The sequence below is a fragment of the Microbulbifer variabilis genome, from assembly GCF_056232115.1.
In genome coordinates, this window is the sequence record NZ_CP174325.1 from 1,924,003 (window position 1) to 1,939,229 (window position 15,227).

Sequence of the window (15,227 nt, forward strand, 5' to 3'; positions counted from 1 at the left end):
GTTTGACCTGTCTTGCTAATCAGGCTTTCTGTCTCAATCTGCTTGCCAGGCAACTTATCCTCACCGTGTAATCTAAAGTACACTGACCATTGAACTGGATTCCCTATTGTGTCTTCTTTGGTCGCAGGTGTATATGACCCAAATACTAGTTAGTTCCTGCCTCCTGGGGTGTGCCGTGCGTTACAACGGTACTGATGTTGAGGTCTACAACAGTGATTTTGATTGGCTTGTGGAAACCCAGGAGATAGTTCCTCTGTGTCCGGAAGTTGCGGCCGGACTGCCTATTCCGAGAGCGCCGGCGGAGATCAGCGGTGGTAATGGAGCAGACATTTTAACGGGTGCAGCCAGAGTTATAGGAAGCGAAAAAAAAGATTTAACCGACCAGTTTTTGTTGGGGGCTAAACTGGCCCTCAAACTATGTCGTCGACATAATATTCGTTATGCAGTGCTTACTGAAAATAGCCCGTCTTGCGGCAGCGGTTATATTTACGATGGCAGTTTTTCAGGAAAGAAAATAGTCGGTGTTGGTGTCGTATCTGCGCTTCTTGAAAAATCGGGAATACAGGTATTTAGCCAGCATACTGTGGGTATTCTCAGAGAACTTATCGGTTCTTCTTGACCAAATTGAGTTTTGAGCATAAATAAATTTAGACCAATGATAACTACGCATCAAAAAGTGAGTTCTGAAGTTGTCAATTTTAAAGAAAAGCTGAGTCTTTTCTCGGAACACTGGTCCCCTAAGGTAATTGCCCAGATGAATGATTACCAGTTAAAACTGGTGAAAATCCAAGGGGAGTTTACCTGGCATGATCATCCCGATACCGATGAAGTATTTATTGTAATTTCGGGCAATATGGAGATTGAATTTCGTGATAGAGTCATTTCTCTGGGGCCCGGTGAGATGACAGTAGTGCCTAAAGGTGTGGAGCATAAACCTAAGGCTGAACAGGAATGTGAAGTCCTGCTGATTGAGCCCAAAGGGGTTGTTAATACCGGTGATGCCTGTGGAGAGTTAACTGCTGAAAATGATATCTGGATTTAATCGGTATCTGCATTTTCTGCAATAAACAGGCGATTTATTAACCAATTTTATTCCATTATCTTCTTTTTTGTTGTGGCTTTATCTTACAGGGCCTGCATAGAATTATCGCCTACCAATACACTGGGCTGTGAGATGTGGAGATTATTTCGCAGTGGCTATGTTATAAAGTGGCAAGAATAAAGCTCTAATAATTTCAGGTTTCTCTAAGCTGGCCTTGCTGCGCTAATAATAAAGGAGAGGATGATGTCTGAAGTGCATACCCGCCCGGTTCCCCCCAGTTTTGCTGCCAACGCGCTTATTAGCGCTGAAGACTACGAAAGAATGTACCGCCAATCGGTGGAGAGCCCAGAGGCATTTTGGGCGCAACAGGCCAAGGACTTTTTGCAGTGGGACAAGCCGTTTACGCAAGTTCTTGAGGAGGATCTGCACAAAGGCCACGCCGCCTGGTTTTCTGATGGTCAGTTAAACGTAACCGTGAACTGTATTGACCGACATCTGGCCAACCGTGGCGAGCAGACAGCGATTCTTTGGGAAGGGGATGATCCCGCGGACAGCAAGGCAATCAGCTACCAAAGCCTATACGAAAATGTGTGCCGGCTGGCCAACCTACTGAAGTCCCGAGGGGTTAAAAAAGGGGATCGGGTTTGTATCTATATGCCGATGATCCCCGAGGCAGCCTACGCTATGCTCGCCTGTGCCCGTATCGGTGCGGTGCACTCGGTCGTGTTTGGTGGCTTCTCCCCGGTATCCCTGAAAGATCGCATCCTCGATTCCGATTGTCGCCTGGTGATTACTGCTGATGAAGCGGTCCGCGGCGGTAAGCGAGTGCCCCTGAAAGCCAATGTGGATAAAGCATTGGCAGACTGCCCCAATGTGCATACGGCGATAGTGGTTAAACATACGGGCACAGCGGTGGACTGGGACAGTAAGCGGGATATCTGGTATGCCGAGTCCGTGGTCGAAATGGAAAGTGACTGTCCGCCAGAAGTTATCGGCGCAGAGGACCCTCTCTTTATTTTGTATACCTCCGGATCCACTGGAAAGCCCAAGGGAGTTTTACACAACACTGCTGGCTATCTATTGATGGCCACTATGACTTTCAAATATGTATTCGATTACAAAGAGGGCGAGGTTTTTTGGTGTACTGCTGATGTTGGTTGGATCACAGGACACAGCTATATCGTCTATGGACCCCTGTGCGCTGGCGCTACGAGTTTAATGTTTGAGGGAGTACCCACTTACCCCGATGCATCCCGGTTCTGGCAGGTTGTAGATAAACACAAAGTAAATAGCTTTTACACGGCGCCGACAGCAATTCGCGCGCTGATGGGAGCCGGTGATAAATTTGTAACAGGTACGGATCGAAGCTCATTACGTCTGCTGGGTACCGTTGGTGAGCCGATTAATCCGGAGGCCTGGGAGTGGTACTACAAGGTAGTTGGCGATGAGCGCTGCCCAATTGTGGACACCTGGTGGCAGACTGAAACTGGTGCCCATATGATCACCCCTCTGCCTGGAGCTCTGGCACTTAAACCCGGCTCCGCTAGCAAGCCATTCTTTGGTGTCCAGCCGGCGCTTTTAGATGGGAACGGCAGGGAAATTCATGGTGTAGGTGAGGGTTCTTTGGTGATCAAGAGAAGCTGGCCCTCAATAATTCGTGGAGTTTACGGAGATCGCCAGCGCATGATCGATACCTATTTCTCCATGTATCCCGGTTATTACTTCACCGGCGATGGGGCGCGCAGGGATGAGGATGGCTACTACTGGATTACAGGCCGCATAGATGATGTATTGAATGTGTCCGGCCACCGCCTGGGCACTGCGGAAATTGAGAGTGCCCTGGTATTGCACAATGATACGGCGGAAGCGGCAGTCGTTGGCTATCCCCACGATATTAAGGGGCAGGGCATTTATGCTTTTGTTACTTTGAAGTCAGGGTGCCTTCCCTCTGATGCGCTACATCAGGAGCTGATAGATCTCTGTTCCAAAGAAATAGGTCCTATTGCCAAGCCCGATTTCATCCAGTGGGCACCTGGATTACCAAAAACCCGCTCGGGCAAAATTATGCGTCGTATTTTGCGTAAGATTGCTTGTAATGAGCTGGATAACTTGGGAGATACCTCCACACTCGCGGACCCTTCAGTAGTTGACGAGCTGGTAGAGCATCGCGAAAATCGCTAATAGAGACTTACCACATCAATGCTTTGATTAGCCGCCATAGCGCGCTGAGACATAATGCAAAAGCCGGGTTTAGCCCGGCTTTTTTACTGGCAGTAAAAACAGCCATTTTATAGCTGACAAGGCTTGAACATAACGACAAGCTTTTAGCAGATTGGGGTAAGCCCAGTTGCTCAATGCAGTAAAGGAGAATCCGTTTGGAGCAGGGACAGTATCTTTGCGAGCACTACCGTTTTGCCGCAGATCAGCGACTCAAGGTATTTAATTTCTTTGTGGTATTAACCATGTTTGTCGAGGGGGGCATCTTCACCGCGGTAGAGAAAAACTTTCATCCCCTTATCCTGGCTCTGCTGGGCGGATTTGTGGTAATCCTGGTAACTGTATTCTGGCTAATGGATATCCGAAGCCGTCAACTACTTAAACTTGCTGTGCCGGCTCTTAAAACGTTGGAGCAGAATTTTCCAGAGGAAGCCAGGATCTTTTCCAATGACGCAATACGCAGGGGGGATCTCGCTCGATATACGTTTGCATTTCGTGTGCTACTAGTTGGCCAGCTTATCTTTGGTTTTGGGGTGGCGGCCTATGGATTACATCATTGGTATGTCACCCCTTAGATGATGACGTGAATACTAAATTTTTCTGGCCAGTTTTCCTGGCCAAATTAGATATGTCATTTGAGATTTGTATACGCAATGGCATTCTCTACAGAGTTTTTTGTTCGCTTAAAGACAGTCTCATAGGCTGTAAAAGCCGACATGATTTTCCCTAAAAAGGGCACACTTCAATCCGCTGGACTATCTTGCAGGTTGTCGATATTGCCACTGCTTTACTTTGGAAGCTTATGCATGTTGGACCATATCAAAATTCCAGTTCAGGACCTTGCGCGTAGCAGTGACTTTTACCGCCAGTCCCTCACTCCTCTGGGATATGAGCTGGTGATGGAGTTTGATAATTCTGCCGGTTTTGGCTGGGCGGATAAACCTGAGTTCTGGATCTATAGTAGCGGACCTGCCAGCGGACAATTACATATCGCATTTCGCGCGGAAGAGCGCGAGGTGGTGCGTGATTTCTACCGGGCCGCGCTCCAGGCCGGAGGCACCGATAATGGTGTGCCCGACGTCTATGAGCAGTATCATCCAGACTACTATGCGGCCTACGTTTTAGATCCCGATGGCAATAACCTGGAAGTGGTCTGCCATCTTCCAGGCGACCTGCAGGGCTAGCTAAAGAGCTTAACTTTACTGATAACTGCTGGAGAGCTTTATGGATGATAATGCTCGCGCCAAGTATCTGTCTATTGCGCTGGTTGTTGTTGGCTTGATTTTTATTCTGGCTATTTTTCCAATGATGATGTGGATATGGCCTGCGGGATGGGGCTGGACTCCTCGACAACCGGAATATGAGCAGATGATAATGGGTGTATATGCCACCCTGGGAGTATTTCTAATTCGCGCGGCCAAAAACCCGGCGGCTGATGCCAGCTTAATTTGGTTTACTATTTGGTCGAGTCTGGTGCACGCAACCATTATGTTAATTCAGGCCCTTGTTGATGTTACAGAGCGAGAAAACCTGATGGGAGATATACCTGCGCTTTATTTGGTTGCTGTAATCCTTTGGTATCTGATGCCCAAGCATGTGAAAAAATAACAGGATAATTGAGGGCATTATCTCTGGAGTAATTCAACTTTCTCTCTCAATTAATCCCCGCTATAAGAACGATAATAAGGTCCAATTTCCAGCTTATTGTTCGCCCCTATAAGCTTTTCCCCTGTGATAGAAACAACTACAGGGGCAAACCCAGCGATGAAATACCTTCCCTTATTTGCATTAACTATTGGCCTCATAGGAGGCGCCAATGCTGAGACACTTACCCGCGATAATGGTGCGCCGGTGGGTGATAACCAGAACTCCCAGACTGCAGGAGAGAATGGCGGTAACCTATTACAGGATGTGCACTTAATTCAGAAATTGCAACGCTTCGCGCGAGAACGTATCCCTGAGAGAGTGGTGCATGCGCGAGGAACCGGAGTTCACGGTGAATTTGTGCCTATAGCGGATATCAGCCACTTAACGCGCGCTGCGGTCTTTGAGCCCGGTAGCAAAACTCCCGTGTTTGTGCGCTTTTCTACTGTAATTCACTCTAAGGGTTCACCGGAAACCCTGCGCGATCCGCGTGGATTTGCCACCAAATTTTATACAGAAGAAGGTAACTGGGATTTGGTAGGGAATAACCTGCCGGTATTTTTTATCCGTGATGCGATTAAATTCCCGGATATGGTTCATTCGCTGAAGCCCTCCCCGGTGACTAATCAGCAGGACCCCAATCGCTTCTTTGATTTTTTCAGCCACGTGCCGGAATCCACCCATATGTTGAGTTGGGTCTATTCCGATTACGGTACACCAGCCAACTTGCGTCAGATGGATGGCTGGGGCGTTCACGCCTATAAGCTTGTTAATGACAAGGGTGATGTGAATTATGTGAAATTTCATTGGAAAACCCGTCAGGGTATTAAAAACCTGACTGCGGAAGAGGCAGCGGAAATTCAGAGCAAGGACTTCAGTCATGCTACCCGCGATATGTATGCGGCGATTGAAAAGGGCGAATATCCCCAGTGGGACTTGTATATTAAAGTGCTGAAGCCCTCGCAGCTGAACAGCTTTAATTACAATCCGTTAGATGCCACCAAAATGTGGTTGGACGTGAAAGAAACCAAAGTCGGCACTATGACGCTCAACCGTGTGCCCACTAATTTCTTCCAGGAAACCGAGCAATCCGCGTTTGCGCCAGCCAATATTGTTCCCGGTATTGAGCCATCTGAAGACCGCTTGTTACAGGGGCGTGTGTTTTCCTACTCTGATACTCAAATGTATCGCCTGGGCGCCAACCACCAGCAGTTGCCGATCAACCGCCCCCGCGTGGCGGTAACCAACTGGAATCAGGATGGAGCAGGCAATTACGGTCAACAGGCTTCTACTGTGAATTACCAGCCGAGCCGCATCGATGTGCGCAATGAGGACCCGAAAGGCCTTTACAGCAGTAAACCTCTAAGTGGCCGCACCCAGCAAAAGGCGATTGAGAAGAAGCTGCCTTTTGCTCAGGCGGGTGCCTTCTATCGCAGTCTGAGCCCGGAAGAACGCCAGAATCTGATCGAAAACCTGGCTGGCGATCTGGGTAAAGTGCGCGATGACAATACCAAGCACATTATGCTGAGCTACTTCTACCAAGCCGACAATGATTACGGACAACGCCTGACCAAAGCTGTTGGTGGAGATTTGGTTCGAGTCAGGAAGCTGGTTCAGTAAATTTAGCTGGAGAGCGGGTGGCTTTGTCACCCGCAATATTTGAGAGATGCAACTATGAGATCAATATTATCCACGCTGCTCTTACTTGCCCTGGGTGTTCAGGCCGAAGAGCCAGGAAATGCCGGCTCTGGTTTTGCCGAACTCTCCCGGTATTATTTTGCTGCGGCCAGGGTCGGTGATACTGAAGTATTGCGTGAATTTTCCGAAGCGGGTTTCCCCCTGGACGTTCGCAATTCCAAAGGCTATACGGCCCTTATGATTGCTACTTATAACGGCAATGCGCAGGCGGTGAACTACCTATTGCAAAAGGGCGCTGACGCCTGTGTACAGGATCGGCGTGGGAATACTGCTCTGATGGCGGCGGTTTTCCGCGGTGAATTTGCCCTTGCCCGCACTTTACTTAAGCAGGATTGTGATCCACAGCAAGCCAATAAAGCTGGGCACTCTGCAGAGGATTTTGCCAAGGTGTTTGGCCGCGACCGCGTAGTTCAGCTATTGCAGCAACAGCGGGAAAATGGCGGTTAAAATTGCATAGAGCACGGCTGGTACGTCAGAGTGTCGAACCGCAGCACTGCGCTTATTTTTCTACTGAGGCCACAGCCAGGCATAACAATCTAATTCAGTGTTTGTCCCCGCCCCTGCCACCGCGTTAGCATAGCCAGCTGCAATCCAGTTGGTACCCGCTATGGCCCAGAATCACCATCCCTACGAAGCCCTCACGCCGGACGTGGTGATTGACTGCGTTGAGAGTAGTGGGCTTGTCTCTGATGCGCGTATTTTCCCTTTAAACAGCTATGAAAATCGCGTTTACCAGGTGGGTATTGAGGGTACGGAACCACTGATCGCCAAGTTTTATCGCCCGGATCGCTGGAGCGATCAGCAGATATTGGAGGAGCACCAGTTCACCCTGGAATTGGCAGAAGAGGAAATTCCCGTAGTGGCGCCCCTGCAATTTGACGGACGCACCTTGCTGGAATCCCAAGGTTTCCGCTTTGCGTTGTTTCCCCGTCGCGGTGGGCGCCAGTTGGAAATGGATAATTTTGATCACCTGGAGCAGGTGGGGACCATGCTTGGACGCATCCATGCTGTAGGTAGTGCTAAGCCGTTTAGCCATCGCCCGTCCCTGACCCTGCAGCACTTTGCCATCGACAGCCGCGAATTTATTCTCGGTGGTGATTTCCTGCCCTTGGAGAACCGGGAGGCCTATGCCTCCGTTACGGGTCATATCATTGAGCAGGTGGCCCCACTTTTTGAGCGTGACTGGGATCTGTTGCGCCTGCACGGTGACTGCCACAGCGGCAACTTCCTGTGGCGCGATGACACCCCCTGGTTTGTTGACTTGGATGATTGCCTGATGGGGCCGGCTATCCAGGATATTTGGATGTTGATCTCCGGCAACCGCGCTGAGCAAACTGCATACCTGGACACGGTTCTCGAAGGTTATGAAACCTTCTATAGTTTTGATCCCCAGCAGTTACAGCTGGTGGAACCGTTGCGTTGCCTTCGCCAGATGCATCACGCTGCCTGGCTGGCACGTCGCTGGCAGGACCCGGCATTTCCCCAGGCTTTCCCCTGGTTCAATACGGCCCGCTATTGGGCTGAACATATACTGGCATTACGCGAGCAGCAGTCAGCGCTGCTGGAACCTCCACTGACACTGGGAGCGGTCTAACATGGAAAAACCCGCAATGAATGTCACCTGCGCAGAGGCAAAGACGGACCTGTTATGGGAAAGAATTCGTACTGAAGTAGCGCAGCAAGTAGAGCAGGAGCCCATTCTCGCCAGCTTTCTGCATGCCACTATTCTCAATCACAGCTCTCTGGAGGCGGCGCTTAGCTTTCACTTGGCCAATAAACTGGATAACGCTGTAGCACCAGCATTGTTGATCCGCGAAGTGATCGATGAGGCCCTGGAGGCGGACCCAAGTATCGGTCACGCTGCCCGCGCAGACCTGAATGCTATTTACTTGCGTGACTCTGCCTGTAACTCCCTTTTTGAGCCCTTTTTATATTTCAAGGGCTTCCACGCGCTGCAGGTATACCGGGTGGCACATTGGTTGTGGAAACAGCAGCGCCGCTCACTGGCATTATTTCTACAACATCGGGTATCTGTAGTTTTCAGTGTGGATATTCACCCCGCAGCTAAGGTGGGAGAGGGGATATTATTGGATCACGCGACTGGTATTGTTATCGGTGAAACCGCAGTGGTGGAGAATAATGTCTCCATTATGCAGTCGGTGACCCTGGGTGGCACTGGTAAAGAGAGTGGCGATCGCCATCCGAAAATCCGCTGTGGCGTCCTGATTGGCGCTGGTAGCAAAGTACTTGGCAATATTGAAGTGGGTGAATGTGCCCAGGTGGCCTCCGGCAGTGTGGTACTAAAACCGGTCCCGGAAAAGACACTGGTGGCTGGGGTACCTGCCAAGGTTCAGGGGCCGGCAACTTGTGCCCAGCCGGCTATGTCCATGGATCAATGCGCCCTTTCACAAGTGGAAAAGTAGCGATTGTTACTCCGTTTGTATTGAAACAACGGGGTAACTTCTTCCCAAGGGAAACGGATAAATGGAACTATCCTTGTACCCATGAAATACAGTCTCAGCGCCAAAAACCTCGTCTGTCGAAACCTCGAGAACCACGCCAGCTATTGTGCGGGCTTACTCAATCCAAATCACACCAAGGAAATCACCGGAATAGTGCGCAGTGATAGTGGTCTACTGTCGGGTCGTCTCAACCAGGTGGTCTCAAATTCGGTAATGCCACCGCGTATACTGCAACGGTTTGCGCTGGATTATTTTGCTGAGCGCCACAGTCCTTTTACCCTTTGGCACAGTGCCTCCAAGCCTCAGGATGACAGTGCCTTGGCAGAAATGGGTTTGCAGCGCAGGCAGTCGCAAGTGGCTATGGCGGCAGAGATCCAGCGCCTCAGCCCGGATGCTGCGGCAGGAGCAGATGAAAATGAAAAATTGGTGATATCCTCCGTAAAAAAAGAGGATCTCGCCAGCTATGCAGAAGTACAGGCGGCTGGGTGTGGCAGCGTCCAGGAAGGGGCGCAGCTGAAAAAGTTTTATCGGGCGTTGGTAGATATACCTGAACAGAAACGTGCGCGGCTCAAGTTTGTTCTCGCGCGCTTGGAGGGTACCCCAGTGGCGGCGGGTTGCCTGTTTGCCTCCGCCGATGCATTGGGTCTTTATGACCTCGTTACGTTAGAGGCATACCGGAGCCGTGGAATCGGCCGTGCACTCTTTCGTCACTTGCTTCAGCAGGCCCAGGCCAGCCACCATCGCAGCCTGGTGGCACTTGCGCCGGCGAATAAACAGCAATTGCCTCTGGATTGTGGTTTTTTTGCTGTGGGCGAAGTAGCCCGCTATGTTTACTCTCCCTAACTTACTGTACACGTTAGTGAGTAGGTATCAGTAGAATTTAGGCGCGCTCTATGGGGAAGGCGATGACATCCTCGATAGAGTCATAGCCTCCTGCCAGCATCAACAGGCGGTCCACCCCTAAAGCCACACCTGCACATTCGGGCATGCCCTCTTGCATGGCAGAAACCAGGCGTTCTTCAAAGGGGTTTGCAATGCGGTTATGGGCCCTTCGGTAGGCCAAGTCTGCCTCGAAACGACGTAGCTGTTCGGTGCTGTCGGTCAACTCCCAGTAGCCGTTTGCCAATTCCAGCCCTCCGACATAGGCCTCAAAGCGACGCGCGACCGGAATGCCCTGTTCGTCTGGAATCACTTTGGCGAGTGCGGCCTGGTCAGCGGGGAAGTCGAAGAGCAGGGTAATACCCTCGCCCATGGCGGGCTCCAGGCGATGACTCATCAGTAGATCGAGGCATTCGGCACGCTCGACAGGGGTAAAGGACAACTCCACTTCCCGTTCGACACAGGCGATCAACTCTCTGTCGCTGGCGCTGTGGGGGTCCAGTTGTAGTTCACGCTGAAAAAGCGCGCGATAACTGAGGGATTGCATCTGGGAAATACCCAGTACCTTGCGGAGTAAGTCTGCTACCTCATCCATCAGGCGGTGGTCATCCCAACCGCAGCGGTACCACTCCAGCATGGTAAATTCCGGATTGTGGCGGCTACCTGCCTCGCCCTGACGAAAGGCTTTGCCCAAGTAGTAGCAGTCGCCAATGCCTGCGGCCAGCAGCCGTTTTAAGCCGAACTCCGGGCTGGTGGCGAGGTAGGCGGGAGAGCCACTACACAGGGCACTGATAGATTCGATGTGTGGATCGCTGGTAGCGCGGCGTGATAGCACCGGTACGTCCGCCTCCAAAATCTGGCGTTGGGTAAAAAAGTGGCGGATCTTTGCTAGAAGCGAGGCGCGTTGGCGCAGGGCTTTAATGGTGGCGCTGGGGCGCCATAGGTCAGTAGTCATTGAAGTGGCTCAGGCAGCGGGCGGCCGGGTGGCCGCCCACAGGGAAGGAAAAATCAGTCTTCTTTGGCGCGGCCCAGATATTCGCCGGTGCGCGTGTCCACTTTGATGGTTTCGCCAATCTCCAGGAACAGGGGCACCTTAACTACGGCGCCGGTAGCCAGGGTAGCGGGCTTGGTGCCACCCTGGGCGGTATCACCGCGCAGGCCAGGGTCGGTGTCAGTGATTTCAAGGATCACATGATTGGGGGGGGTTACTGCCAGCGGTACACCGTTGTAAAGGGTCACAGTGCAAATATCCTGTTCCTTGAGCCACTTAGCTGCATCCCCCACGGCATCTGTACTGGCCTGGTGCTGTTCGAAAGTTTCTGGCTCCATGAAATGGTAGAACTCTCCATCGTTGTAGAGGTATTCCATTTCGCGATCCATTACATCCGCGCTTTCCAGGCTCTCGCCGGAGCGGAAGGTACGTTCCCAAACTCGTCCGGTCTTCAGGTTGCGCAGTTTTACGCGGTTAAATGCCTGGCCCTTGCCAGGTTTTACGAACTCGTTTTCCACGATAGAGCAGGGGTCGCCGTCCAGCATTACCTTGAGGCCGCCCTTAAATTCGTTGGTGGAGTAACTAGCCATAGCAAATAGAGCCCTTATAAGTCGTTTATCTATATGATTTTTAACGAGTTTTTCTTCCCGTTCAGGCCGGGTAGCTCTGTTGGCTGCCGCCAAATCTGATAGCTGCGAGCGACTCGTTCGGCTCCGGCGCAAAGAATTCACCGGCAGCCCTGAAAAGATGGGGCGAGATTATACAGGAGGGGGGCGCCTTGAACGAAGCGCTACGGCTGGGCCTAGTGGTAGATTTGAAGCAGTCCGCGAACCGCAAGGCTTGCGGACTGCAGAGGGTGACAGGAGTGTGTATCAGCTCAGGGGGTTATCGCTGGTGTTATCAATGTCCCGCAGCAGGCGCCTGGCGTAATAGGCAAAGGTTGCCTGGCTGCGCTTTTCCTGCAGTATCCAATCGTGAGCCTCGCGGCCCAACTCCGGCGCTATGTCCTGAATGGTACCTGCAGATTCCGCCAGCATCTGCAGCTGGGCGGCACGCTCGCATTGCAGGGCCATGGAGCAGGCTTCCTCCACCGAGCGACATGCGATGATCAGACCATGGTGGGCAAGGAGAATGGCACGTTTGTCCCCTATTGCCTCCGCAATAATTTCGCCTTCGTTGTTTCCTACCGGTACGCCGGGCCACTCTTTGAGGAAAGCGATATCCTCATACAACATGCAGGCGTCCATATGGGAAATTTTCAGTGGACGCTCCAGCATGGACAGTGCGGAAATATGAATTGGGTGGGAATGCACAATACACTTTACATCCGGCCTTGCTCGGTAAATCCAAGTATGAAAACGGTTAGCGGGGTTAGCCATCCCTTCACCGGACAGGACATCAAGGTCTTCGTTGACTTCGAGCAGGTTGGATGCGGTAATTTCATCAAAGCCTAAGCCAAGTCGCTGGGTATAGTAATTGCCCGGGGTTTCTGCGCGGGCTGTAATTTGCCCTGCCAAACCGGAATCGTGCCCATGAGTAAATAAAATGCGGCAGGTAAGTGCAAGCTTCTCCCGCAGGGACCATTGGGGCATGTCCAAGTGTAGTTTCATGGATTTGCTGGCGCGCTCAATAAGCTCGCGTTTTTGCATGGATAGTGTTTCAGCCATGTTGTACTCCAATGCTGATAGCATAGGATTTCGAGGGGCACTGTCTTGCAGAATGCCTCTAGAAAAATCCCATTTTGAATTTATCGCAACAGGTGTGGGGTTAGTGCTATTGCCTTCACATCCTTGTGCAGTGCCCAGCTACTTTTTAGTTGCTGGGCACACACGGCTTAGGCAGGGATTGCCTGGACTTGCTCTGGGGTCATGGCGTGGTAGGCAGTTTCGATCGAGTCAAAAAACTGCTGGCGGGCTTGTACCAGGCGGCGGCCTGCATCCAGCATAACGTCGAGTTGCGAGGCATCCTGACTGCCGATCTCGATCATAATGTCACGAATGGTTTCTGCATGACCATCATCACATTCAATGTGCAGCAAGAAGAAGGTGAGATGTTTGTCAGCGATACCACAGGAGCGGAAGCCGGCAACAATATCGCTGTACAGATCCGGTACCAAGGCTTCGGCTCCCAGACACAGTGCGCCCAGACCGGAGCTTGCTCGCAGGTCGCGACAGTGCTGGAACATAGTGTCTATCAAATATTGAGTGCCCGGCAGCATTTCCGCATTTTCCAGGCTCAAGCCAAAATGCTCGAGGGTTTCACGGTAAATTTCTGCATGTGGCTTGGGGCTGTCCGGCTCCAGGCCAAGCTCCTCCATCAGGTTTTCTGCCAGTTCGTGAACCTCTTTATTACTGGGGAGATTTGCCATCATCGCACACAGGTAACGCACGAAGTAACTACTGTAAATTCCCTGTTGTACCAGGAAAATTTTCAGCTCTTCTATGGTTACAGAGCCATCGCGGCAGCGCTTGAGGAAAGGATGAGCGCGGGTCTGCTCAATCAGTAAATCTTTATTTGCCTCAAGTAATTCGAGCTGCATTTCCATCGAATTTTTCCTTTTTGTAATTCCATTTTTCTGCAGGGCTAGGTTATTACCCCGATTTAATTTTTATTGAAATTCGAGTGCACTGAATTCAAGAAAGACAAGGTTATTATTGCTTTGTCTTTGGTTAAATTAACACCGTATTAACCCTGTTGGGAATGGGGGAATTATGAAGAATTTCCTAAAGAAATTTGTACGAAAAGTAATATTTTCAATTTGATAGTTATTTTTTTACTAAGCGTGTTTCTTTATTCAAGGATAATTCTTTGTTCTCTCGGGCGGTGAAGTTGCCGCTTCGCTTCCAGGCCAAGCCCATAGGGACCTGCTGGGGCGAACCGTATTGCTACTACTGTTTTCTCAAGCCGTTTGGCGCTAGTTTATTCTTCAATTTTTTTTTACTGTTTTTGTGATGAAGTTGAATAGACAATAGTTGGAAAATATACGGATAAACTCTTGCGTTGGGCTTGCTTCATAGGGTTCAGGTCGAGCTTTTCGGCCTGGATCGATATTTGTTGGTTTGCAGTGCGCGTGACTATATGGTTCTGATCCTCTTGCTTTGATGATATTTGGCTTCGAGCCAGGCTTATTCGGGCATGCATCGCAGAGTTGCCCGGGCTGTAGTCCGCTTCTGGTACAATTGCCTCACCTCTAGTGTTTTCCCTAATGCCTGCGTAACCCTATGGCGAATCCATCACCTATCGACAGCAAACTGATCGGCACTCGTGAGTCCCGCCGCTGGCAGGATGATTTATCTGATGTGGTCACTGATCCTGCCGAGCTAATCCGGTTGTTGCAATTGGATCCAGCCCAATTACCCGAAGCCCTGAATGCTAGTAGCCAGTTTTCCTTGCGCGTGCCGCGTCCATTTATCAAGCGTATGCGACCTGCTGACCCGAAAGATCCATTACTTCTGCAGGTTTTACCCGGTGCTGCAGAGTTGGAAACAGTGGTGGGGTTTAGTGCAGACCCTCTTCAGGAGGCTGAGGCAAACCCTCTGCCCGGAGTGGTGCATAAGTATCACGGTCGCCTGCTGCTAATTACTGCAGGGCAATGTGCGGTGAATTGTCGTTACTGTTTTCGCCGCGAATTTCCCTACAGTGAGAACCACCTGAATCGAAAGCAGTGGTCGGCGGCTCTGGATTATGTGCGTGCACATACGGAGTTGCGAGAAGTGATTTTAAGCGGTGGTGATCCTTTGGTGATCAATGATCGCCAGCTCTCTTGGCTAAGTAATGAGCTGGTGCAGATAGCACATCTGGATAAACTGCGCATTCACACCCGCTTACCAATAGTGGCGCCGAGCCGTATCACCGACGAAATGCTGTCCTGGTTTACTGGCTCACGCCTGAAGCCGGTATTAGTTCTGCACTGTAATCACGCCAACGAAATTGATGATGAGGTACGTAACGCACTTTCTTGTCTTCGCGCTGCTGGAGTCACATTGCTGAATCAAGCGGTACTGTTGCGTGGTATCAATGATAGTTGTGCAGCCCTGGAAGGCCTTAGCGAAACACTGTTTGACGCGGGCGTGTTGCCTTATTACCTGCACCAGTTAGATAGGGTCAAGGGTGCGGCGCATTTTGAAGTGAGTGATAGCAGGGCGTTGCAAATAATTGAAGAACTACGTCATCGATTGCCTGGATACTTGGTACCGAAATTGGTGCGGGAAATCCCCGGTGTACCCTCCAAAACACCCATAGAGTTATCTGAAAGCAACTAGAAAATACAGAAGGTTATTCCTCCATAAAGTAC

The 15,227-nt window shown here is 50.9% G+C and carries 16 protein-coding genes; 12 read left to right on the forward strand and 4 right to left on the reverse strand.

Annotated elements, in window-relative coordinates; all coding sequences use genetic code 11:
* The first annotated feature begins 175 nt into the window (after window positions 1–175).
* The 11 genes from ACJJI7_RS08355 to ACJJI7_RS08405 all read left to right on the forward strand — a co-directional run bounded on the left by ACJJI7_RS08355 (window position 176) and on the right by ACJJI7_RS08405 (window position 9,906).
* Window positions 176–619, forward strand: a complete 444-nt coding sequence (locus ACJJI7_RS08355) for a 2-thiouracil desulfurase family protein (RefSeq protein ID WP_475717119.1) — start codon at window positions 176–178, stop codon at window positions 617–619.
* Window positions 620–676: 57 nt separating this feature from the next.
* Window positions 677–1,042 (forward strand): cupin domain-containing protein, encoded by a 366-nt coding sequence (locus ACJJI7_RS08360; RefSeq protein WP_282951838.1) that lies wholly within the window; start codon window positions 677–679, stop codon window positions 1,040–1,042.
* A 243-nt stretch (window positions 1,043–1,285) separates the two neighbouring features.
* Entirely contained in the window at window positions 1,286–3,223 is a 1,938-nt protein-coding gene (acs, locus tag ACJJI7_RS08365; protein WP_282953634.1) for an acetate--CoA ligase, read from the forward strand.
* A 194-nt stretch (window positions 3,224–3,417) separates the two neighbouring features.
* The gene (locus ACJJI7_RS08370) at window positions 3,418–3,834 is read left to right on the forward strand and encodes a RipA family octameric membrane protein (RefSeq protein WP_020411609.1); all 417 of its coding nucleotides are present in this window, start codon (window positions 3,418–3,420) and stop codon (window positions 3,832–3,834) included.
* A gap of 231 nt (window positions 3,835–4,065) precedes the next feature.
* Entirely contained in the window at window positions 4,066–4,443 is a 378-nt protein-coding gene (locus ACJJI7_RS08375; protein ID WP_020411608.1) for a VOC family protein, read from the forward strand.
* Between the two features lie 40 nt (window positions 4,444–4,483).
* Complete coding sequence (locus tag ACJJI7_RS08380) at window positions 4,484–4,867, forward strand: DUF6632 domain-containing protein (RefSeq protein ID WP_282951836.1); 384 nt, start codon at window positions 4,484–4,486, stop codon at window positions 4,865–4,867.
* Between the two features lie 156 nt (window positions 4,868–5,023).
* Window positions 5,024–6,523, forward strand: coding sequence for a catalase (locus ACJJI7_RS08385; RefSeq protein WP_444902327.1), 1,500 nt, complete (start codon window positions 5,024–5,026; stop codon window positions 6,521–6,523).
* Window positions 6,524–6,577: 54 nt separating this feature from the next.
* Window positions 6,578–7,048 carry an ankyrin repeat domain-containing protein gene (locus ACJJI7_RS08390; RefSeq protein WP_444902326.1) on the forward strand — a complete coding sequence of 157 codons (471 nt, stop codon included), beginning with the start codon at window positions 6,578–6,580 and terminating at the stop codon, window positions 7,046–7,048.
* A 160-nt stretch (window positions 7,049–7,208) separates the two neighbouring features.
* Window positions 7,209–8,195, forward strand: coding sequence for an SrkA family protein kinase (locus tag ACJJI7_RS08395; protein ID WP_444902325.1), 987 nt, complete (start codon window positions 7,209–7,211; stop codon window positions 8,193–8,195).
* 1 nt (window position 8,196) lies between these two features.
* Window positions 8,197–9,024 carry a serine O-acetyltransferase gene (gene cysE / locus ACJJI7_RS08400; protein WP_245556646.1) on the forward strand — a complete coding sequence of 276 codons (828 nt, stop codon included), beginning with the start codon at window positions 8,197–8,199 and terminating at the stop codon, window positions 9,022–9,024.
* Window positions 9,025–9,105: 81 nt separating this feature from the next.
* Complete coding sequence (locus ACJJI7_RS08405) at window positions 9,106–9,906, forward strand: GNAT family N-acetyltransferase (protein ID WP_444902324.1); 801 nt, start codon at window positions 9,106–9,108, stop codon at window positions 9,904–9,906.
* A 37-nt stretch (window positions 9,907–9,943) separates the two neighbouring features.
* Here ACJJI7_RS08405 and epmA read toward each other — a convergent pair whose 3' ends face one another.
* The 4 genes from epmA to ACJJI7_RS08425 all read right to left on the reverse strand — a co-directional run bounded on the left by epmA (window position 9,944) and on the right by ACJJI7_RS08425 (window position 13,478).
* A complete protein-coding gene (epmA, locus tag ACJJI7_RS08410) occupies window positions 9,944–10,897 on the reverse strand; it encodes an EF-P lysine aminoacylase EpmA (RefSeq protein ID WP_444902323.1) in 954 nt (317 codons plus the stop codon).
* A gap of 53 nt (window positions 10,898–10,950) precedes the next feature.
* Window positions 10,951–11,523: an elongation factor P gene (gene efp / locus ACJJI7_RS08415; protein WP_020411600.1), complete on the reverse strand. Its 573-nt coding sequence runs from the start codon at window positions 11,521–11,523 to the stop codon at window positions 10,951–10,953.
* A 282-nt stretch (window positions 11,524–11,805) separates the two neighbouring features.
* The gene (locus tag ACJJI7_RS08420; protein ID WP_020411599.1) at window positions 11,806–12,600 is read right to left on the reverse strand and encodes an aldolase; all 795 of its coding nucleotides are present in this window, start codon (window positions 12,598–12,600) and stop codon (window positions 11,806–11,808) included.
* A gap of 167 nt (window positions 12,601–12,767) precedes the next feature.
* Window positions 12,768–13,478 carry an iron-containing redox enzyme family protein gene (locus tag ACJJI7_RS08425; protein ID WP_020411598.1) on the reverse strand — a complete coding sequence of 237 codons (711 nt, stop codon included), beginning with the start codon at window positions 13,476–13,478 and terminating at the stop codon, window positions 12,768–12,770.
* A 676-nt stretch (window positions 13,479–14,154) separates the two neighbouring features.
* Between ACJJI7_RS08425 and epmB the strand changes: the two genes are divergently transcribed.
* Complete coding sequence (gene epmB / locus ACJJI7_RS08430) at window positions 14,155–15,195, forward strand: EF-P beta-lysylation protein EpmB (protein WP_020411596.1); 1,041 nt, start codon at window positions 14,155–14,157, stop codon at window positions 15,193–15,195.
* Window positions 15,196–15,227 lie beyond the last annotated feature (32 nt).